Below are 20,483 nucleotides of genomic sequence, written 5' to 3' on the forward strand. Positions count from 1 at the left end.
GTCGGGTCAAGCCGCAGTCCTGCCTGCTGGGGAAAAAGGGGCGAGGCCCCCGCGTGACGTGTGCGCGTCCGTGGGGGCCTCGTCCTGGTTGTCGCGTGGGGGTCAGACCTGGCCGGCCTTCTCCAGGGCGGTGCAGCAGGTGTCGACGAGGAGGCGGGTCACCACGTACGGGTCGACGTTGGCGTTGGGGCGGCGGTCCTCGATGTAGCCCTTCTTGTCCACCTCGACCTGCCACGGGATGCGCACCGATGCGCCGCGGTTGGAGACGCCGTAGCTGTACTTGTTCCACGGCGCGGTCTCGTGGTGGCCGGTGAGGCGGCTCTCGATGCCGGAGCCGTACTGGGTGACGTGCTCCATCGGCTTGTCGCCCTCGCCGAGCGACTCGCAGGCGGTGATGATGGCGTCGTAACCCTCACGCATGGCCTTGGTGGAGAAGTTGGTGTGCGCTCCGGCGCCGTTCCAGTCGCCGCGTGCGGGCTTGGCGTCGAGGGTGGCCTCCACGCCGAACTCCTCGGCCGTGCGGTACAGCAGCCAGCGGGCGATCCACATGTGGTCGGAGACGTCCAGCGGACCGGCCGGGCCGATCTGGAACTCCCACTGACCGGGCATGACCTCGGCGTTGATGCCCGACAGTTCGAGACCGGCGGCCAGACAGTAGTCGAGGTGCTTCTCCACGATCTCACGACCGAAGATGGCGTCGGCGCCGACGCCGCAGTAGTACGGGCCCTGCGGCGCGGGGAAGCCGCCCTCGGGGAAGCCGAGCGGGCGGCTGCCCTTGAAGAAGGTGTACTCCTGCTCGATGCCGAACCACGACTCCTGGTCGGCGAAACGCTCGGCGATCGGACGGAGCAGCGCGCGGGTGTTGCTCTTGTGCGGCGTGCCGTCGATCTCGAAGACCTCGCACAGCACCAGGATGTGCTTGCCGCCGCGGATCGGGTCCGGGCAGGTGAAGACCGGCTGGAGCACGCGGTCCGACGAGTGGCCCTCGGCCTGGTTCGTGCTGGAGCCGTCGAAGCCCCACACGGGCGGCTCGGCGCCGTCGGCGAGGATCCTGGTCTTCGAGCGCAGCAGTGCGGTGGGCTCGGTGCCGTCAATCCAGATGTACTCGGCCTTGATGCTCAACGTCGGTCCCTTCGGGGTGTCTCTCCAGGCACACCGAGATTCGCAGTTTGCCGTTTCGCGGGTTTTGCCCGAATGTGAACGCGGTGTTAATCGGCCGGAGTGTGGGCCAGATCACGCGGGATCACCACCACGGCCGCGATGCCACCGTAGGCCGAACGCTTCAGCGTCACGCCGATGCCGTGCCGCCTGGCCAGGCGGCCCACGACCAGCAGCCCGAGCTGGTCGCTGTTGGCCAGGTCGAACTCGGGCGGATCGGCGAGCTTGGCGTTCAGCGTCGCACGCTCCTCCTCGCTGAGCCCGAGCCCCCTGTCCTCCACCTCGACGGCCACTCCCCTGCCGACCTCCTCGGCGCGCACGCTGACCGTGGTCGCCGGGGGTGAGAACACGGTGGCGTTCTCCACCAGTTCGGCCAGCAGGTGGATGACGTCGGCCGCGGCCGAGCCTGCCAGGGTGGTCTCCGGCATCGGCAGGACGTTCACCCTGGTGTAGTCCTCGACCTCGGCCACCGCGCCGCGCACGACGTCCAGCAGCGGCACCGGATTGCGCCACGCCCGGCCCGCCGGAGCGCCCGACAGGATGATCAGGCCCTCGGCCTGGCGGCGCATACGCGTGGTCAGGTGGTCCAGGCGGAACAGGTCGCCCAGGCTGTCGGGCTCGGCCGTCTTGCGCTGCATGGCGTCCAGCTGGCTGAGCTGGCGGTGCACGAGCGACTGGTTGCGCCTGGCCATGTTGCGGAAGACCCGGTTCAGGCCCTTGCGCATCTCGGCCTGGCCGACCGCCGCCTCGACGGCCGTGCGCTGCACGCTGGAGAAGGCGTTGCCGAGATCGCGTACCTCCAGCGTCGCGCCCTCGACGGCCAGCGCGGGCGCCTCGGCCTCGATGTCGACCTCCTCGCCCAGGCTGAGCCGCTCGACGACCCTGGGCAGCCGTACCTCGGCCAGTTCGTGCGCGGCGCCGCGCAGTTCGCCCAGTTCCTCGGCCAAACGCCTGCCGAGCCGTACCGACAGCACGATCGCCACGACGATGACCAGCAGGCCGATGCCGCCCGTCACCACGATGCGGGTGACGACGGCGCCGGCGTCCTCGTCGGCGCGCTCGCTCAGCAGGGCCGCCCGGCTGGCGATCAGCGGGTCGCGCGCCTTGACGAACGCGTCGTGGTTGGCGCGCCACATCGGGTCGGGCAGTCGCCTGCCGCCGATGATGGTGTCCTCGATCGTCTTCAGCCTGCGATGCTCGGCCGCCCCGAACAGCGCCTCGTACGGCTCGCCCATCTCCTCGTCGAGCACGCCGGTGCCGACGTCGATGAGCAGCCGCCTGCCCGCCACGAGCTCGGCGAAGACCTCGCGCTCGGCCGATGAGATGGTCCTGGTCAGCAGCATGCCCGAGACCAGCGCGTCCTCACGCGAGAGCAGCTCGCGGGCATGGCCGATCTGCCGCTGGCCGCCCGTCTGCTTGTACAGCGCCACATCGGGCACGGTCTCCACGTGCTGGGCCATCCGCAGCAGGGAGTCCTGCGGCTTGGCGTAGGCCTGCAACGCCTGCAGCCGCGACGGCGAGCCCGAGTCGACCAGCGCCCGTACCTCCGGCATGCGGTTGACCTCGGTCAGCACCTGCAACGAACCGGCCACCACCTCGGGCGAGGTGGCCGACCTGGCCTCCAGCGAGCCCGTGCGCTGGCGGAAGAACACGATCGCCTGGTCGGTGCGCAGGCGGGCCGCTGCCAGGCCCGCCCCTCCGGTCCCTCCCGCGCTGAGCGCGATCACCGAGAGCCTGCGCTCCTCGCGCAGGGAGGAGGCAAGCAGTTCCGACGGCTCCGACACCTGATCGATGAGCGTGCGGGCGCGCAGAAGATCGAACGCGTCGCCCACCAGATAGCCCGTGAGGAATGTCCACACGGCCACCAGAGCCGCGATCGGCAGGCCGAGCAGCGAGTACAACTTGAACCGCAGGCTGCGCGAGGGCATCTCACATCACCTTTCCGCCGATTACGGTGGCCGAACACCGGCCCTGTCCATGCTGGGTGAGCGCCGAGTACGGCTCGGCGCCCGGATCGAGGTCGAACACGGCGAAGTCGGCGCGCATCCCCGGCGCCAGCCTGCCGATCTCCCTCTCCATGCCGATCGCCTGGGCCCCGCCCGTCGTGGCGGCCTCGACGAGGCGCCTGTCCAGGTCCCGGCCCGCGTACCCCTGCCGAAGGGCCAGCTCCCTGAGGGCGGCCACGTCGGCGAGCAGGTCGAGCGAGGGGGAGGAGGACAACGAGTCGGTGCCGACGGCGATCGTGTTGCCTTCGGTCAGCAGTGCGGCCACATCGGGGCCGGGCACGCCGAGCACGCGGTTGGAGCGCGGGCACAGCGCGACGGCCACCCCCCGGCCGCGCAGCAGCGCCCTGTCGGCGGCGTCGAGGTCGACGCCGTGCGCCACGTGGCAGGCGGGGCCGAGCATGCCGGCCGCGTCGAGCAGGGCGGCCGGCCCGACGCCCGCGCCGCCTTCGCGCAGGATGGCGAAGTCGAACTTCAGCTCCCGCACGTACGCGGCGAGCGGGCCGGTGCCGGTGAGCGTGTACTCCCGCTCGTGCACGCCTTCGGCCAGATGGATGTGCGTGCGCAGCCCGCGCTCGCCCGCGATGGCCGCCAGGTCGTGCAGCACCGGCGTGTCGAGCGTGTACGGCGCGTGCGGCGACAGCCCGATCGGCGCCCCGCCGTGTGCGGCCAGCCAGTCGAGCACCCGCTGCCTGCCGCTCTCCTGCCAGCTCCGCGCGGTGTCGCCGAGCACCTCCAGGTAGCGCACGCCGCCGAGCGGGGTCTCGACGAGCGCCTCCGGGTCGGTGACGATGTCGGCGACCGAGGTCGTGCCCGAGCGCAGGCACTGCTCGGCTCCGGCCCGGGCGCCCGCCGCCCAGTCCAGCGTGCTGCCGGGCCCGAAGTAGTGGGCGTCGAAGGCGACCGACCACTCCTCCAGGCCCGAGTACTCGCGCTGCCCGATGAGCGCCATCTCGGTGTACTGCAGATGGGTGTGCGCGTTGACCAGGCCTGGCAGCATGACGCCCGGCCAGTGCCGGTCGGAGCCGAGCTCCGCGCGCGTGCCGATCCGCTCGATCCGTCCTTCGCGCACGACGACGGCGCCGTCGAGGAGGGGAGGTGAGCCGATCGGCAGAAGGAGATCCGCCGAGTGGATCAAGGAATCCAGACCTCCCCGGTCACCCCGGCGATCTTCGCCCAGGTGGTCGCGGCGGCCAGCGCGGCGAAGGCGGCCAGAACGAGCGCGTCGATCCGGCCGAACGCCAGCTCCCGCATCCAGGTGCGGTGCTTGGCCCCGAACCCGCGCAGGTCCATGGCGTTGGCGGTGTCCTCGGCGTCGATGAGGGCGTTGACCGTCACCGGCACCACGACCGGCCGCAGCGAGCGCAGTTTCGCGATCGGGTTGCGGCTCCTGCTGTGCTCGTAGCCGCGTACCCGCTGGGCGTCGATCGTCTCCTGCATGGCCGCGGCCGTGGACGGCAGGAACCTGAACGTCAGGTCCACCCCGTACGCCAGCCGCTGCGACAGCCCGAGCCTGGCGAAGGCGGTGCCGAGGTCGGACGGCTTGATGCAGAACGCGACGGGGAAGCTGACCGCCGCCAGAGAGATATATCGCAGCAGCAGGGTCGCCGCGTAGGACACCGTGCCCTCGCTCACCGGGGTGGCGAGCCAGGGCACGGTGAACAGCAGATCGCCTGCCGACCTGGCGTCCGCCCCGGTCAGCACGCTGTTGACGACGACGAGGATGAGGGTGAAGGTCAGCATGAACGCCCAGTTCGCCCTGACGGCGCGCCACGGGATGCCCGCGGCGCGGTAGTACGTCAGGGCGAAGGGCGCGCAGACCAGGATCGCCCGCACGTCGTCGATGCCCACCACCGCGACCAGGAAGATCGCGGGCACCAGCAGGAGCACACGTGGATCCCTGCGCCCCAGGAAGGAGTCCGCGCCGAGGTAGCGTGGTGTGACGTCCATCTGTCAGCGACCGGTCCTCTTGGCCAGCGGCTCCCAGGCCGCGTCGAGCGCGGGCACCAGGATGACGACCGCGATGGCGTTGGCCAGCAGCGCCGGCCCGTAGTTGGCGAGCAGGAACGTCTCGAACCCGATGCCCTGCACCACGATGTCGGTGGCGACGAACAGCAGGCCGAGCGCGGTGGCGAGCAGTGCGCCCACCGCCGTGACGACGAGGCGCAGCGCCTCGTTGGCGATCGGCGGGACGAAGGCGAAGATCAGCGCGGCGAACGCGCCGACGAGGCCGTTGGCGACACTCCAGTTCCAGTAGCTCAGGCCGACACCCTGGATGAGGTCGATGACGACATTGCCCACGAAGCCGACGAAGAATCCGGCGATGACGCCGAACCTCTTGCCGAAGAACGGCACCAGCGCGAACGCCGGTCGTACGGCCACGCTCTGCGTGCCGGGGATGATGAAGCTGAACAGTCCTAAGACGGTGTATAACGCCGCCCCGACCGCGCCGAAGACCACGGTCCTTGAGTTGATCTCCCAAGGCGACGGGCGCGGGGTCACTGCTTCTGTGCTCATGGGGAGCGGTCCTTCCTGGTGAGAGTTGGCCTCGCCTGGCTGGCGGCGAGTCGTGCGAGGTCAAAGGGGTGTGGCAGCACACCGCTCACGGGCAGGTGATCGCGGACCGCGCGGACGAGACTCGTCTCGCGCAGCTTCTTCCAGACGTCGGTACGGCGGGTCAGCTCGGCGGGTGTGGTGTCGGCCACGATCCGGCCCGAGTCGACGACGATGACGCGGTCGGCCGACGTCAGGGCCAGATCCACGTCGTGGGTGATGAAGTAGACGCTCTGCGTGGCTCGCAGTACGTGATCCATGAAGGCTGTGGTGGTACGCAGGTCCTGACCGGCCGTGGGCTCGTCCAGGATCAGGGTGCGCGGGCGCATGGCCAGGGCCAGGGCGACGGTGAGCCTGCGCTGCTGGCCGAAGGAGAGTGTGCGCGGCGAGCGGTCCATGATCTCGCTCTCGCCGTCGAGCAGCATCGCGGCGAGCGCCTCGCCCGACACCTTCTCGATGGTCTCGGCGCTCCAGCCGAGGTTGCGCGGGCCGAAGGCGATCTCCTCGGCGACCGAGGCGGAGAACAGCGCCTGGCCGGGGTTCTGGAACACGTAGCCGAACGTGGTGGCCAGGCTGACGATCGATCTGGCCTCGACCGGCTCGCCGTCGGCGCTGACCATGCCCTTGGTCGGCTCGACCAGGCGGACGGCCGCCTTGAGCAGGGTCGACTTCCCGGCTCCGTTGGGGCCGAGCACGGCGACCCGCTGGTGTGCGCCGAGCGCGAGGTCGAGCCCGGAGACGACGGTGCGCTCGCCGTACCCGAGGGTGACGCCGTGGAAGCCGAGGCGTGAGGGGCCGCCGTCGCGGGGGGCGGGGGGCAGGACGCGGGGGCGCGGGAGTTCGTCGGCCCTGGCCACGAGGGTGTCGAAGGGCAGTTTGACGTGGGCGACAGGGGCTGCGCGCAGGAAGCCGTCGACGTCGCCCGCGTAGTCGGTCCGGCCGTCGGCCAGGTGCAGCACGTGGGTGGGCCCGAACTCCAGCAGCTCCTCCACCCGGTGCTCGACGACCACGGCCGCGCCGCCCGCGTCGACGAAGGCGCGTAACTCGGTCAGCAGCCTTCTGCCCGCCGCCGGGTCGAGGTTGGCCAGCGGCTCGTCGACGACCACGACCTTCGGCCGCATGACCAGCACCGCGGCGAAGGCGACCAGTTGCAGCTCGCCGCCGCTGAGCTCGGCGGTCGCCCGTTCCAGCAGGTGCGTGATGCCGGTGCGGGCGGCGACGTCGGCGATCCGGCCGGCGATCTCCTGCCTGGGCAGGCCCAGGTTCTCGGGGCCGAAGGCCAGCTCGGTGAAGACGGTGGCGCCGACGACCTGCTTGCGCGGATCCTGCAGCAGGGTGCCGACGACGGTGGACAGCTTCTTGATCGACTGCTCGGCGACCGGCAGCCCGCCGACGTTCGCCCGTCCGGTGATCTCGGCGCGGTAGCCGTGCGGTACCAGGCCGTTGACCAGGCGCAGCAGCGTGCTCTTGCCGCATCCCGAGGCGCCGCACACCAGGGTGAAGTCGCCCGCCGCCACCTTCAGGCCGACGCCGTGCAGCACGGTACGGCCGGTGGAGCGGTAGCGGACGGACACGTCCTCAAGATCGATGATCACAGGCCCCTGCTCAGGAAGTCGCGCTGTTCGGCGCTCGGCACGTCGAGGGTGATCCCGAGCGCGCCGAGCTTGAGCCTGGCCACCCGCTCGTCGAGGGCGGCAGGCATGAGGTGGACGGCGGGCGGGAGGTCGTGGGCCAGCAGGTGGGCCACGGCCAGGGCCTGGACCGACAGGGAGAGGTCCATGATCTCGATCGGATTGCCTTCGGCGGCGGCGCAGTTGACGCACTCGCCGTTCGCGAGCAGGTGGTAGCCGTCGTGCCAGGTGACGTGCGGGCGCAGCCGCCTGCCCCGCGTCACGCCGGTCACCTCCTCGGGGACGCCGCCCGCCACGGCCACGTACGCGCCGTGCTTGAGCGCGGCCAGGTGCTCGGCGGTCACCGTACAGGCGACGCCGGTCGCCGACATCAGCAGGTCGGCCTCGGGGCAGGCGGCCAGCAGCGGGCGTACCTCGTAGCCGTCGTGGTGGGCCAGCAGGGCGGCGAACGGGTCGACCTCGCTCACCACGACCCGGGCGCCGAGCGCCTTGGCGAATCTGGACACGCCCTGCCCGACCGGTCCGTATCCGGCCACCACACAGGTCAGTCCCTCCAGCTCCAGGCCGGACAGGTCGAGTGCGGCCAGCACGCAGGACTGGCCGGTGCCGTGCACGTTGTCGAACCACAGCTTGGAGCGGGCGTCGTTGACGGCCATGATCGGTATGCGCAGTTCGCCGCGTTCGGCGAGGACCCGGAGCGGGCGCAGGCCGCTGGTCGTCTCCTCGGCGGCGCCGCGCAGCACGCCGAGCCTGTCCTCGGCGTGCGCCAGCCTGATGACATGGGAGCCGTCGTCGACCAGCACGTCGAGCGGGCGCGCCAGCAGGTTCCTGGCCAGGTCGAGGTCCTGCGCGGGGGTGGCGTCCGAGCGGGCCAGTACGGCGACGCCCTCGTGGGCGAGTGCGGCGGCCACGTCGTCCGACGTCTCGCTCGCCGCGCAGTGCACGGTCACCTCGGCGCCTGCGTCCCTGAGTGTGAGCGCCAGATTGGCAGTCTTGGGCTCCAGGACCAGGACAAGGCCCACCCGCGCGCCCTTCAGGTCCAGCTCGCCGCCGAGTGCGCCGAGCACCGGCATGAACCGCCGCGCCCAGCCGATCCGCGCCAGGCCCGCCTGCCACAGGGCCGGGTCGCGGACTCCGGCTAACACGCCAGGTCCAGCAGGAAGACCCCGTGGCCCGGCCCGACGTCCATCCGGGTGATGCCCGGCCGTACCGTGCTGCCGTCCGGTCCTGGCCGATACATCGCCACGATCGTGTCCGGCTTCACCAGGCCGAACGCCGTGAACGTCGTGGTGGCGACGACGATGTCGGCCGTCGCCAGCCACCGCCTCGCCTCGCCGTCCCCCTCGGGGTCCAGGACGCGCGGGTGTGCCCCCATGGCGAGCAGGCGGGAGGCCAGGCCGGGCGTCTGCCCGACGATGGCCACACGTTTGCCCGCGATGAGGAGGTTGGAGCGCCGCAGGAGGGTCTGGATGATCGCCTGCGCGGTGGGACGCGGGGTCAATGGTCTCCGTCCGATCTTCGCAGGTACCGATTAAAGGGGAGACTTACACCTGATGACAATGGCGACAGACGACCGATATACGCGGATTAATCCTCTAGATACGCCTAGGCCGTCATGGCGACACCGCAAGGAAGAGGAACACACCAAAGATCACCAAATGTACGGTTCCTTGCATGAGCGTCGCCCGGCCCGGCGCGACGGTCAAGGTGGTGACCACAACGGTGAGTGCGAGAAGTACCATTTCTTTTGCACCCAAACCAAGTGTGAGTTTGCTCCCCATAACGAGAGAGGCGACGGCAATCGAGGGAATCGTCAATCCGATGCTCGCCAGCGCCGAGCCGATCGCCAGGTTCAGACTGGTCTGCACCCGGTTGCGGGCAGCCGCCCGCACCGCCGCGCCGGTCTCGGGCAGCAGCACCAGCAGCGCGATGGCGACACCCACGACGGCCTTCGGCGCGCCGATCGCGACCACGCCCTCCTCGATCGAGGGCGAGATGCCCTTGGCCAGCCCGACCACGCTCACCAGGCACACCGCCAGCAGGCCCAGGCTCAGCAGCGCCGCCCGCGTGCTCGGCGGAGGCGCGTGCTCCTCGCCGTCCGCGCCGCGCTCGGCCCTGCCCCCCTCCTCGACCGGCAGCGGGAGGAAGTAGTCGCGGTGCCGTACGGTCTGCACGAAGACGAACATGCCGTAGAGGATCAGCGAGGCCACACCGGCGAAGGCCAGCTGCGCCGTGCTGAACGTCGGGCCAGGCGTGCTCGTGGTGAAGGCCGGGAGCACCAGCGCCAGCGTGGCGACCGCGCTCAGCGTGGCGAGCGCGCCCGTCACGCCCTCGACCCTGAACTCCAGCACGTGGTGCTTCAACGCGCCCACCAGCAGGCACAGCCCGATCACACCATTACAAACGATCATGAAGGCGGCGAAGACCGTGTCCCTGGCCAGGGATTCCGAGCCCGGACCGCCTGACGACATCAGCATGACGATCAGGCCGACCTCGATCACCGTGACCGCCACCGCCAGGATCAACGTGCCGAACGGCTCGCCCACCTTGTGCGCCACGACCTCCGCGTGGTGCACCGCCGCTATCACCGCCGCCACCAGTGCGACCGCGATCACCACGACGAGCGGACCCTCCGCGCCGCGTCCCCAGGTGGCGGCCAGCACCACGGCAGCGAGCGGAGGGAGGTAAACCGGCCATTTCGGGAGTTTGTATCCTTGCGTGTGAGCCATGCCCTTAGGCTATGGGTCGCCCCTCATATCCCCCACAACCGCCCATCTCACTTCCAAGAGGCTGGGCAGGCCGTGGAACCCGGCATAACGTCTCGTCATGGGCCGTCCCGCAGGCAGTCGTCATCCCGTGCGCGCTCATCTGCGGCGCCTGAGCGACGGCACCGTCACCTGGGTGCGCGCCCACACCCGCGCCTCACGCTCCTCGGCCGGCCGCTCACGCCGCCCGGCCACCGACTCCTGGTTCGACCTGGACACGCTCGGCGTTCCCGTCGCCATCGTCGCCGCCGCGACCGCGGCCCTGATCGTCGTCGTCGTGGTCGTCGCCCTGCGCCTGACCGGCGACTCCCCCGCTGCCACCCCCACACCGCCCGCCTCACACCCCGCCGACCTGATCACCGCCCCGGCCCCCGAGCCCCCGGCGCCGCCGGACCCCACCGCGCCGAACCGCCCCGCCGACCTCGTCACCGCCCCCATGCCCGAGCCGCCCAGGCCGTGATCGGGCGCTCACAGATACGGCTGAATCACCGCCACCAGCCCCGCCGACGCCTCGCTGGTCACCACCGGCAGGGCGGTGTCCGGCGTGCGGCGGCGGATGTCCTCGCTGCGGATGGCCAGCACGGCGGGCTGGGTGCCTAGGTCGCCGTAGCGGTCGGCGACGGCGGCGGAGATCACCCGGCGGGCGTCGGCGACCGTCTCCCTGGCGGTGCGCTCCTCGCCTTCGGCGGCGAGGAAGCCGAGCACCCCGGCGAAACGCACGTCGTCCCCCGTGCGCTCACCCTCCTGAGGCCGATGGACCGGCCGCTCCAGCCAGAACGTCTTGCCGTGCAGACACCCGGCATAACCCCCGTCGCCCCCACGCAGCACCCGAACGGCGCCCGCGACGAGACCGCCGAACTCCTCCAGGTCCGCCTCGGGCGGCAGGTCGGTCGTGATGAGCAGCGGCACGATGAGCGCGTCGAGCATCGGGGGCTCCCTCCATCCGGAAGCGCCATGCTAGAAGGCCCCACCGACATTTTCCCGGCTGCACACGCCGAACGACGCGACGAGCTTGCCCGGCTACGCCTGGCCGTGCAGGACGAGGGCCCAGCTCAGGCAGATCAGCGCCGCCGTCCCCGTCACCGTGCGCACGGTGTTCCAGCGCACCCACGTGCCCTCGAAACGAGCACGTACGGCGGGCAAATCGGCGGAATCCGGCGGGCCCGCCGCCTCCAGCGCGTTGTTGAGCGGCACGTTCACCGCCCCGGTCGTGACGAGGAGCGCGAGATAGCAGACGCCCCCGCCCACGACCCACCACAGCACGGCCCCCGACGACAGGTGCAGCACCACCGAGGCCGTGATGAGCAGCACCGGCCCGCCGAAGACGAGCGCGAACCAGCCGTTCAGGATCCGCCGGTTGATCCACTGCATCGTGGTGACGAAGGTGCGGTCGTCGGCCCTGGCCAGGCCGGGCATCACCGCACAGGAGAAGCCGTAGAAGAGCCCGGCGCTCAGCCCCGTCGTCACCGTGGCGGCCAGCAGTACGACCGTACGCAATGTGTCCATCATGTCCTCTCTCGGGCAGGGCGGCCGATGACTCAGGCCTGCCAGACGCCGCTCGCCGCGGCTGCGGCAGCATAGTCGGCGAAGTCGCGCGGCTCGCGGCCGAGTGCCCGCCGCACGCCGTCGGCCAGGCGCTCGTTGCGGCCGTCCAGGACGGTGGCGAACAGTTCGGCCAGCGGTTCGGCCTCCTCGACCGGCACGCCGTGCTCGATGGCCAGCGTGAGGTACTCCTCCGCCGACACCGGCACGTAGCTCACCTCTCGCCCGGAGGCCTTGGCGATCTCGGCCGCCGCCTCGGCGAAGGTGATCAGGCGTGGGCCGGTCAGCTCGTACACCTCGCCGGTGTGGCCGTCCTGGGTGAGGGCGGCCACCGCCACGTCGGCCACGTCGTCGGCGTCGACGAAGGGCTCGGCCACCTGGCCGGCCGGGAGGGCGATGACGCCGCTCAGCACGGGGCCGAGCAGGAAGTGCTCGCTGAAGTTCTGGTTGAACCAGGTCGAGCGCAGGATCGTCCATCCGGCCCCGCTGTCGCGCAGCGCCTGCTCGCTGTCGAGCGCGCCCTCCTCGCCCCTGCCCGACAGCAGCACCAGGTGCCGCACGCCGCCCCGCACCGCCAGTGCCGACAGCTCGCCGATCGCGTCGACGGCCCCGGGGAAGGCCAGGTCCGGATAGTAGGAGACATACGCCTTGCCCACGCCGTCAAGGCTGGGAAGCCAGGTGCCGGAGTCGTTCCAGTCGAAGGGCACCGGTGCGGTGCGCGAGCCGATGCGCACATCGGCGCCCCGGGCGGTGAGCCGCTCGGCGACCCTGCGGCCGATCTTGCCGGTGCCGCCGATGACCAGGGTTTTCGTGGTGTCGTTCGTCATGGCTTCAGTCAAGTGCACCACCCCGTGCCCCCGACATGGCCGAGCCGCGCACGCCCATAAGCGGGCGTCTACCCTGAATCCCCATGGACCCACTCGCCGGACTCCTCGACGGCCCGAGGGCCAGGGGCGCCTTCCTGCTGCGTTGCGTCATGGACCCGCCGTGGTCGATCCACATCAGGGACGAGGCCCCGCTGACGCTGATGGCGATGGCCAGGGGCGAGGCCTGGCTGACCTCGGCCGGCGGCGGGAGTGTGCGGCTGGGCGAAGGCGATGTGAGCGTCCTGCGGGGCCCCGACCCCTATGTCGTGTCCGACGACCCGGCGACCGAGCCCCAGGTGGTCATCCATCCCGGCCAGCACTGCACCGACGTGCACGGCAGGCCGATGACCGAGGAGATGGGCCTCGGCCTGCGCACCTGGGGCAACAGCGCCACCGGCTCGACCATGCTGCTGATCGGCACCTACCAGCTGCGCGGCGAGGTGAGCAGGCCGCTGCTCGACGCGTTGCCGCCGACGCTGGTGCTGGCCGCCGACGCCTGGCGCAGCCCGCTGGTGCCGCTGCTCGCCGCCGAGATCGCCAGGGACGACCCCGGCCAGGAGGTCTTCCTCGACCGGCTGCTCGACGTGCTGCTCATCGCCGTCCTGCGCGAGTGGTTCGCCAGGCCCGAGGCCGAGCCGCCCGCCTGGTACGTGGCGCACGGCGATCCCGTCGTGGGCACGGCGCTGCGCCTGTTGCTCGGCGATCCCGCCCATCCGTGGACGGTCGGCTCGCTCGCCGCCGCCTCCGGTGTCTCGCGGGCCGCCCTGGCCAGGAGGTTCGCCGAGCTCGTCGGGGAGCCGCCGATGGCCTTCCTGACCGGCTGGCGGTTGTCGCTGGCCGCCGACCTGCTGCGGGAGCCTGGCTCGACGGTGGAGTCGGTGGCCAGGCGCGTGGGCTACGGCAGTGCGTTCGCGCTGAGCACGGCCTTCAAGCGCGTACGCGGCATCAGCCCGCAGCAGCACCGTGAGGGGCCGCCCTCGCAGGTGTGAAGGCGAGGGCGGCCCCGGGTCAGGGCTGCTGGGTGATCTTGACGTTGTCCACGCCCGCCTCGACCAGGGAGGCGGTCGAGGCGTCGGCCGCCTCGATGAGGATCTGTACGTTCTGCCCGGCGAAGGCGGAGATGTCGACGCTCGCACTCGCCCAGGCGCCGTTGCGGTTGGCGGCCGCGCCCAGCTGCTGGAACACCTGGGTCGTGGAGCCGCCCACCACCTTGACCCGTAGGTAGTCGGCGCTGGAGGAGTTGGAGCCGTGCGCCAGGTACCACGAGAACGACAGGTTCAGCGTCCCGGTGGCGGGAAGGGCGATCGAGGGCGATCTGATCGAGCTGACGCCGCCGTCGAGGTCGTGGTCACCGGCGGCGGTTCCGGCCAGCCTGCCGGTCACCAGGTCGTTGACGCCGCTGACCGTGGTGCCGAGCTGCTTGGCGCCGCTTGAGGTGGTGGCGGCGGGGTCGCCGCGCTCCCATGCGCCGAGCGTCGCGGTGTCGGTGCCTGAGGGGTTGACGCTCCACCCGGTGGCGCTCTCGAAGTCGTCGTTGTACACGGTCACGCCGGGGGTGCCGCCGCCGCAGTACTGGGTCTCCTTGCCGATGACCCGGTAGACGCAGTCGGCGTACTCCAGCAGGCGCAGGGTGGCCTCCCTGTTGCGTGTGGTCTGCGGCACGATCTGCTCGTCCGGCGGGTAGAAGCCGGGGCTGGCGCTGACCGGGTACATCTCGAAGGTGTAGGAGAAGATGCGCTGGTTGCCCCACATCCAGTCGTCGATGCTGCCGTCGGTGATGTAGAGGTCGCTGGCCTGCTGCGGGGTGTAGCCGTTGGTCGAGGCCATGTTCTGCCCGAGTGTGGCGTGCGCGTCGCGGTCGTCCTGGGTCAGGCCGGGCCCGGTGTCGTTGTAGGTGTAGCCGTAGGGCCAAAGGATCAGCTCGCCGTAGGTGTGCCAGTCGATGTGCGCCTTGATCTGCTGGGAGCCGCCGACGACGCGGCCTCTGACGAAGTCGGCCACGGCCTTCACCTCGGGCGCCGACTCGGCCGACGGGCCACGGTAGGTGTCGGACGAGGTCGTGCCGCTGGAGCCGCCGCAGCAGCCCCAGTTGTAGTTCCAGTTGCGGTTCATGTCGGTGCCGACCGCCGTCGAGCCGGAGTTCGGCTGGCGGTTCTTGCGCCAGGAGCGGTAGGTGCCGGTCGCGATGTCGTACTCGCCGCCGTCCGGGTTGAGGTCCGGCATGATCCAGATCTCGCGGTTGTTCACCAGGCCGGTGATGCGCGAGTCGGTGCCGTAGCCGTCGGTGAGCAGGTTGAGGATGTAGAGCGCCATCTCGACCGTGAGGTGCTCGCGCGCGTGCTGGTGGTGGGTGAAGAGCACCTCGGGCTCGTTCTCGTCCGTGGCCACATTGTCGCTGATCTTGATGGCCATCAGGTCGCGACCCTGGTACGAGCTGCCGTAGCTGATCTTCCTGGCGATCGCCGGGTGGTCGGCGACGATCTGGTTCACCGCGGCCGTCATCTCGGCGTAGGTGTGGTACCCGGAGTCGGCGGGCGGGAAGTCCTGCAGTTTGCCCGGAGCCGGGGGTTCGACGGTGAAGAGCTTGGTGACCTTGTAGCCGAGCTTCCTGATCTGGGCGATCTCCTCGGCGGTGGCGCTGACGACGACCGAGGCGGCGTCGACGGTGTCGATCGCGGCTCCCGTACGGGCGACGTCCGTGCGTTGTTGCGCGGTGCTGGGTCCGTCGACGCGGTACTGGGCGTTGGCCGGGGGTTCGACCGCCCATCCGGTGAATCCGGTGGCGCTCAACAGCGCCAGAATCGCGAATGCCGCGATCAACCGGCGTCTCACGATGCCTCCTCCTGACGCGCGGTCTCGGGTTTGCCGCACGCCTGCACCGAGAGTCAGGCCATCACTGACCCTTGCCCAGACCCAATTTCGCCATATGGCCTCAGATAAAGCCCTAAATATTCACTTATCGCCAAATGTGAAAATGTCTAGCGTTTCGCCACCAGTGTCAGAACGTCGTACTTCGCCACTGACGATCCGTCTTGTTTGGTGACATCGGTGTCCCATCGCACCTCGCCGAATGCGGCCCCTTCGCGCGGTGTGATCTGCTTGGCCGTCAGCGTCACCGTGAGCTCGTCACCCGGGTACGTCGGCGAGAGGAAACGCAGGTTCTCCAGCCCGAAGTTGGCCAGCACCGGCCCCGGCTCCGGCGAGACGAACAGCCCGGCCGCGAACGACACCACGAGATACCCGTGCGCCACCCGGCCCTCGAAGAACGGATTGGCCGCGGCGGCCCGCTCGTCCATGTGCGCGTAGAAGGCGTCGCCGGTGAACTCGGCGAAGTGCTCCACATCGGCCAGCGTCACCGTCCTCGGCCCCGCCACCACCGTGTCGCCGACCCGCAGGTCCTCCAGGTGCCTGCGGAAGGGATGCTCCCGCGTCACGTTGCGCGGCGCCCCCGGCACCCACTGCCCGGTCAGCGCCGTCAGCATCGCGGGCCCGGCCTGTACGGCGGTGCGCCGCATGTGGTGCAGCACCCCCCGCACCCCGCCGAGTTCCTCGCCGCCTCCCGCCCGGCCGGGACCGCCGTGCACCAGCATGGGAAGCGGCGAGCCGTGCCCGGTCGACTCCTTGGCGTCCTCGGCGTCGAGCACCAGCAACCGCCCGTGCCACGGCGCCACACCGAGCACCACCGCACGCGCGAAGCCCGGATCGGCCGTCACCACCGACCCCACCAGGCTGCCCCGCCCACGCGCCGCCAGCCGTACGGCCTCGGCCGCGCCCGAGTACGGCAGCAGCGTGGCGACCGGTCCGAACGCCTCCACCTCGTGCGGCGCGGCGGCGTCCGCGTCGTCGGCGCGCAGCAGGATCGGCGAAAGGAACGCCCCGCGCACGGCGTCGGCGCCCGACACCTCGACCGTGTCGGGATCGCCGAACACCGGCGTCGCCGCCTCGTACAACGCCTTGAGCGCGCGCCGTACCTCCTCGCGCTGGTCCAGCCCGGCCAGCGCGCCCATGCGCACGTCCGGATCGGCGGGATGGCCGACCCGGACGCGGGACAGGCGTGCGACCGCGGCCTCGGCTACCTCGTCCATGAGCTCGGCCGGGACCAGGGCCCTGCGGATGGCCGTGCACTTCTGCCCGGCCTTGGCCGTCATCTCGGTGACGAGCTGCTTGACGAACAGGTCGAACTCGGCGGTGCCCGGCGTCGCGTCCGGGCCGAGTATCGAGCAGTTCAGCGAGTCGGCCTCGGCGTTGAAGCGCACCGCACGACCTACCACGACCGGGTGCACGCGCAGCCTGGCCGCGGTGGAGGCCGAGCCGGTGAAGGCGAGCATGTCCTGCTCGGTGAGATGGTCGAGCAGGTCGCCCGCCTGCCCGCACAGCAGCTGCACACTGCCTTCGGGCAGGATGGCGGACTCGACGATCAGCTCGACCAGCCGCGCGGTCAGGTACGCCGTCGGGGTGGCCGGCTTGATCAGGCTCGGCACCCCCGCGACGAACGCCGGGGCGAGCTTCTCCAGCGGCCCCCACACGGGGAAGTTGAAGGCGTTGATCTGCACGGCCACACCGAGCGACGAGGTGAACAGGTGCCGGCCGACGAACGTGCCGCCCTTGCCCAGCGGCTCGACCCCGCCGTCCAGGTGCACCGTGTCGTTGGGCAGCTCCCGCCTGGCCTTGCTCGCATAGGAGTACAGCACGCCGATGCCGCCGTCGACGTCGATCCTGGAGTCGACCGGCGTCGCACCGGTGCGCGCCGACAGGGCGTAGAGCTCCTCGCGGTGTTCCATCAGGTGCGAGGCCAGCGCCTTGAGCAGGGCGCCGCGCTGATGGAAGGTGAGCTCGCGCAGCGCGGGACCCGCGTGCGCCCGGCCGTGGGCCAGGGCCGCGCCCAGGTCGGCGCCCGTGGCCGAGACCCTGGCGATCTCCTCGCCGGTCACCGCGTCGCACACCGGCGTGCCCTCGTCGTCCGCCGTGTGCCAGTCGCCGCCCAGGTAGCTGCGTAGAAGCACCATCGCACTCTCCCGTCGATCCCGGCCGCTCACGCGTCCGCGCCTGTCTCCTCCCCACCGTGCCACGGGCTCACGCCGCCGGACAGGGGCGAAACGAGCGCGGGGAAGGCCGTGCCGCCCTCCCCGGCCCTTCGATCAGGCGCCAGGCCGCTCCCGTGACGGCCCGTCGTAGCCGAGCAGCCGCATGGCCGTCTCGGGGTCCATCGCCGCGGCCAGGAACTGCGCCCGCGCGTTGGCCCGGTCGCGTTCCCCTTCCGCCCTGGCCTGGGCGGCCCGCCCGTTGCGCACGGCGAGGAGCGCCACACCGACGCCGACGATCACCGCGACGACCACGAAGAACAGCGTGAGCAGAAGCCCGGGTGTGAGGCCCGACCCGGCCGCCCCCGCCCCCGTCGCCGCCAGCGCCCCGAACAGGGCGAACACCACCAGCGCCACCAGGCTCCCGACGACCACCCAGATCGGCCGGGTCGACAGCCTGGCAGGCGGCGGCCCGGCCGGCGGCTCCTGTGCGGCCTGCTCTTCGTGCCGTGGCCACGGCACGAACTCGGGCCGCGCCTCCTCGACGGGCACGAGCGCCAGGGCCGCTCCCTCGCCCTCCTCGATCGGCACGCCGTACGCGAGTGCGACCGGCTCGCTCCGCGGCAGGTCGCGCTGGACCTGGCTGTGCTCCCGGTGCGCGCGCACGGCCTCGACGTGGTAGTCCTCCAGCTCCTCGTACAGGGCGTCCGACGCGTAGACGGTGCCGTCGATCATGGGGCCCTGCCTGGTCTCCAGGACCGCGACGACGTCGTCGCCGTTGAGCGTCTTGTGCGTCTCCAGCGCGTGGGCCAGGGTGAGCACCGCCCTGCGCTGCTCCCGCAGCAGGCACTCGGTCTTCTCCAGCAGCCTGACCAGGTTGAACTCGATGCGCTCGCCGAGCACGTCGGGCGTCAGGTCGCTGTGCCTGCCGGGACTTTCGGTGAAGCCGATCCCGCCGCCCGAGCCCTGGCGCGGCATCGACTTGCCGCCGTGGATCTCCAGCGCCTGCAGCGCGGGCAGCGAGGTGACACCCGAGCCCATGCCCCAGTACGACTCCATGAGCGCGGTCAGGAACGTCGCCGAGTGCAGGTCGCCCGACACGCCCGAGGAGTTGTCCTCGCCGAAGAACATGCGCTCCCCGGCCAGGGAGGCGAGCGAGACCATGATGTCGGCCTCGTACTCCGACTTCCAGCGGGTGAACTGGTCCTCCGGCTTGATGGAGGCCACCATGCCGAGATAGTCGGCGCCCTTCTCGATGGTGGCGATGTCGATCTCCAGATGGAAGCGCGTGCGGTAGGCCACGACGGCGTGGCAGGCCTCGTGCACGGCGACGGCGTGCCGTTCGCGCTCGATGTACTCCACGTCCTCGGGCGGGCCGAGCTGCTTGAGCCGTTTGGCGCGCAGCACGTCCGACCAGGTGATGACCTCGCGCCCGTCGCGGATGGCGGTGATCAGCGACTCGTTGACCAGGTCCTTGATCGTCGCGCCGGTGGCGTAGGGCGTGATGGTGGCCAGCTTGTCGATGTGCTCGGCGCTCAGCGCGTGCTCGACCTTGGCGAAGTAGCCCTGGTAGGTACGCACCCGCCCGGCCTTGGACGGGTAGCCGACCTTGTAGATGCGGTCGATGCGGCCCGGCCGCAGCAGGGCCTCGTCCAGCACGTCCGGCATGTTGGTGGCCATCATGACGAGGATGCGGTACTTGGGAGGCGGCTTGGGCCGCATGCCGAAGGCCCGCCGTACCAGGCGGTTGAAGAAGCCGCGTGGTTTCTTCAGGCCGGACAGCTCGGTGAGCAGGGCCTGCAGGGTGCCCATGTCGCCGCTGCCGCCGTTCATGCCGCCGCCCATGAAGAAGCGGGTGCGGCCGCGCTCGGGCTCGTCCGGCCTGCCGCTCATGAGCAGCGAGCGGGTGTGCTGCGGCAGGTAGCTCATGCCGTGGCAACCGTCGGCGAAGCCCTGGCCCGGCGGTCCCTGCTGGGCCAGCCTGCCGCGCCTGCCGAGCGAGTCGGCCTCGTCGAAGAACACGATGACCCCGCCGTAGCGCAGGGCCAGCTTGCGCAGCTTGCGAAACAGCGCCTTCACCTTCAGGATGCCGATCCCCATGAACATGTTCACGAACGCGCCCGGATCGACGAACACGTACGGCTTGCCGGTCTCCCCTGCCACGGCCTCGGCCATGAGCGTCTTGCCCGTGCCCGGCGGCCCCCACAGCAGCAGCCCGCTGGGCACGTAGCCGCCTCGCGCCTCGATCTCGCCCGGTCGTTCGAGGAAGACGATGTTCTCCCTGACCCGTTCGACGACGTGGTCCTGGCCCCACACGTCGCTGAAGCGCGTCTTGATGTCGTCGGGGAAGTACGTCTCGACCCCGCCGCGCGACAGGAACCAGAACAGGCCGACGAACTGGAAGATGATGAAGAAGAACGCGAAGGCGAGCTGCGCCACGAACGGCAGTGCCTGGAACAGCAGCGCGGGCGCCTGGAAGAGCGCGAGGAAGGGGCTGACGCCGAGCACCGCGCTCAGCACGACGGCCAGCAGCGCGATCCAGAAGATCCACTTCAGCGCCCGCGCCAGCCTGAACCTGCTCCAGTCGCTGAGCCTGCGATGGGTCCAGCGTTCGAACCCGCCGAAGACCGATCTGCTCCACAGCCGGTGGTAGGGCGCCGAGCGCTCGCTGACGTAGAAGTGCAGCTGCCGCAGGATCTCGGCCCCGGCCAGCCAGAAGAGCCACTGCCGCTCGGCCCCGACGACGCGGGCGGCCTCGGCGAAGGACATGATGCCCTCGTAGGTGGCCATCGTGTGCCACGACAGCACCAGGTAGGCCAGGGTGATGCCGAGCAGGAACTTGCTCCTGTCCCACAGCGCCATGCGCTTGCGGGTGGCGCCGTCGGGGTCGGCGGGCCCTGTGCCCGGCGGGCGCAGCCCCTCGTTCGGGGTCTTTGACACCTCG

17 protein-coding genes are annotated in these 20,483 nt (G+C 70.9%); 2 read left to right on the forward strand and 15 right to left on the reverse strand.

All coding sequences use genetic code 11. The features are described 5' to 3' along the window. Nucleotides 1-102: 102 nt before the first annotated feature. The 9 genes from glnII to ACTWNK_RS30485 all read right to left on the reverse strand — a co-directional run bounded on the left by glnII (nucleotide 103) and on the right by ACTWNK_RS30485 (nucleotide 10,074). On the reverse strand, nucleotides 103-1,122 hold the full coding sequence (gene glnII, locus ACTWNK_RS30445) for a glutamine synthetase (RefSeq protein ID WP_474308111.1): 1,020 nt from the start codon (nucleotides 1,120-1,122) through the stop codon (nucleotides 103-105). A gap of 86 nt (nucleotides 1,123-1,208) precedes the next feature. Next, on the reverse strand, nucleotides 1,209-3,086 hold the full coding sequence (locus ACTWNK_RS30450) for a sensor histidine kinase (protein WP_474308113.1): 1,878 nt from the start codon (nucleotides 3,084-3,086) through the stop codon (nucleotides 1,209-1,211). A 1-nt stretch (nucleotide 3,087) separates the two neighbouring features. Then, entirely contained in the window at nucleotides 3,088-4,299 is a 1,212-nt protein-coding gene (locus ACTWNK_RS30455) for an amidohydrolase family protein (protein ID WP_474308115.1), read from the reverse strand. Further along, nucleotides 4,296-5,111, reverse strand: a complete 816-nt coding sequence (locus tag ACTWNK_RS30460) for an energy-coupling factor transporter transmembrane component T family protein (protein ID WP_474308117.1) — start codon at nucleotides 5,109-5,111, stop codon at nucleotides 4,296-4,298. Before ACTWNK_RS30460 ends, ACTWNK_RS30455 begins: the two co-directional genes overlap by 4 nt. Nucleotides 5,112-5,114: 3 nt before the next feature. After that, nucleotides 5,115-5,678: an ECF transporter S component gene (locus tag ACTWNK_RS30465; RefSeq protein ID WP_474308119.1), complete on the reverse strand. Its 564-nt coding sequence runs from the start codon at nucleotides 5,676-5,678 to the stop codon at nucleotides 5,115-5,117. Beyond that, complete coding sequence (locus ACTWNK_RS30470) at nucleotides 5,675-7,309, reverse strand: ABC transporter ATP-binding protein (protein WP_474308121.1); 1,635 nt, start codon at nucleotides 7,307-7,309, stop codon at nucleotides 5,675-5,677. The genes ACTWNK_RS30465 and ACTWNK_RS30470 overlap by 4 nt, the downstream gene beginning before the upstream one ends. Continuing rightward, nucleotides 7,306-8,490: an adenosylhomocysteinase gene (locus ACTWNK_RS30475; protein WP_474308123.1), complete on the reverse strand. Its 1,185-nt coding sequence runs from the start codon at nucleotides 8,488-8,490 to the stop codon at nucleotides 7,306-7,308. Before ACTWNK_RS30475 ends, ACTWNK_RS30470 begins: the two co-directional genes overlap by 4 nt. Beyond that, on the reverse strand, nucleotides 8,484-8,846 hold the full coding sequence (locus tag ACTWNK_RS30480; RefSeq protein ID WP_474308125.1) for a Rossmann-fold NAD(P)-binding domain-containing protein: 363 nt from the start codon (nucleotides 8,844-8,846) through the stop codon (nucleotides 8,484-8,486). Before ACTWNK_RS30480 ends, ACTWNK_RS30475 begins: the two co-directional genes overlap by 7 nt. A 112-nt stretch (nucleotides 8,847-8,958) precedes the next feature. Beyond that, the gene (locus ACTWNK_RS30485; RefSeq protein WP_474308127.1) at nucleotides 8,959-10,074 is read right to left on the reverse strand and encodes a calcium:cation antiporter; all 1,116 of its coding nucleotides are present in this window, start codon (nucleotides 10,072-10,074) and stop codon (nucleotides 8,959-8,961) included. A 97-nt stretch (nucleotides 10,075-10,171) separates the two neighbouring features. Between ACTWNK_RS30485 and ACTWNK_RS30490 the strand changes: the two genes are divergently transcribed. Then, a complete protein-coding gene (locus ACTWNK_RS30490; RefSeq protein ID WP_474308129.1) occupies nucleotides 10,172-10,570 on the forward strand; it encodes a hypothetical protein in 399 nt (132 codons plus the stop codon). A gap of 8 nt (nucleotides 10,571-10,578) precedes the next feature. Here ACTWNK_RS30490 and ACTWNK_RS30495 read toward each other — a convergent pair whose 3' ends face one another. From ACTWNK_RS30495 to ACTWNK_RS30505, 3 genes are all read right to left on the reverse strand, one after another. Beyond that, nucleotides 10,579-11,037: a hypothetical protein gene (locus ACTWNK_RS30495; protein ID WP_474308131.1), complete on the reverse strand. Its 459-nt coding sequence runs from the start codon at nucleotides 11,035-11,037 to the stop codon at nucleotides 10,579-10,581. 93 nt (nucleotides 11,038-11,130) lie between these two features. Further along, the gene (locus ACTWNK_RS30500) at nucleotides 11,131-11,619 is read right to left on the reverse strand and encodes an anthrone oxygenase family protein (RefSeq protein WP_474308133.1); all 489 of its coding nucleotides are present in this window, start codon (nucleotides 11,617-11,619) and stop codon (nucleotides 11,131-11,133) included. 29 nt (nucleotides 11,620-11,648) lie between these two features. Next, complete coding sequence (locus ACTWNK_RS30505) at nucleotides 11,649-12,479, reverse strand: Rossmann-fold NAD(P)-binding domain-containing protein (protein ID WP_474308135.1); 831 nt, start codon at nucleotides 12,477-12,479, stop codon at nucleotides 11,649-11,651. A gap of 83 nt (nucleotides 12,480-12,562) precedes the next feature. Here ACTWNK_RS30505 and ACTWNK_RS30510 point away from each other — a divergent pair, with 83 nt between their 5' ends. Further along, nucleotides 12,563-13,507 (forward strand): AraC family transcriptional regulator, encoded by a 945-nt coding sequence (locus ACTWNK_RS30510; RefSeq protein ID WP_474308137.1) that lies wholly within the window; start codon nucleotides 12,563-12,565, stop codon nucleotides 13,505-13,507. Nucleotides 13,508-13,526: 19 nt separating this feature from the next. Here ACTWNK_RS30510 and ACTWNK_RS30515 read toward each other — a convergent pair whose 3' ends face one another. The 3 genes from ACTWNK_RS30515 to ACTWNK_RS30525 all read right to left on the reverse strand — a co-directional run bounded on the left by ACTWNK_RS30515 (nucleotide 13,527) and on the right by ACTWNK_RS30525 (nucleotide 20,479). After that, nucleotides 13,527-15,350: a M14 family zinc carboxypeptidase gene (locus ACTWNK_RS30515; protein WP_474308139.1), complete on the reverse strand. Its 1,824-nt coding sequence runs from the start codon at nucleotides 15,348-15,350 to the stop codon at nucleotides 13,527-13,529. Between the two features lie 146 nt (nucleotides 15,351-15,496). Beyond that, nucleotides 15,497-17,524, reverse strand: coding sequence for a phenylacetic acid degradation bifunctional protein PaaZ (gene paaZ / locus ACTWNK_RS30520; protein ID WP_474308141.1), 2,028 nt, complete (start codon nucleotides 17,522-17,524; stop codon nucleotides 15,497-15,499). Nucleotides 17,525-17,656: 132 nt separating this feature from the next. Beyond that, on the reverse strand, nucleotides 17,657-20,479 hold the full coding sequence (locus ACTWNK_RS30525; protein ID WP_474308143.1) for an AAA family ATPase: 2,823 nt from the start codon (nucleotides 20,477-20,479) through the stop codon (nucleotides 17,657-17,659). Nucleotides 20,480-20,483 lie beyond the last annotated feature (4 nt).

Source organism: Nonomuraea sp. IBHARD001 (genome assembly GCF_056106265.1).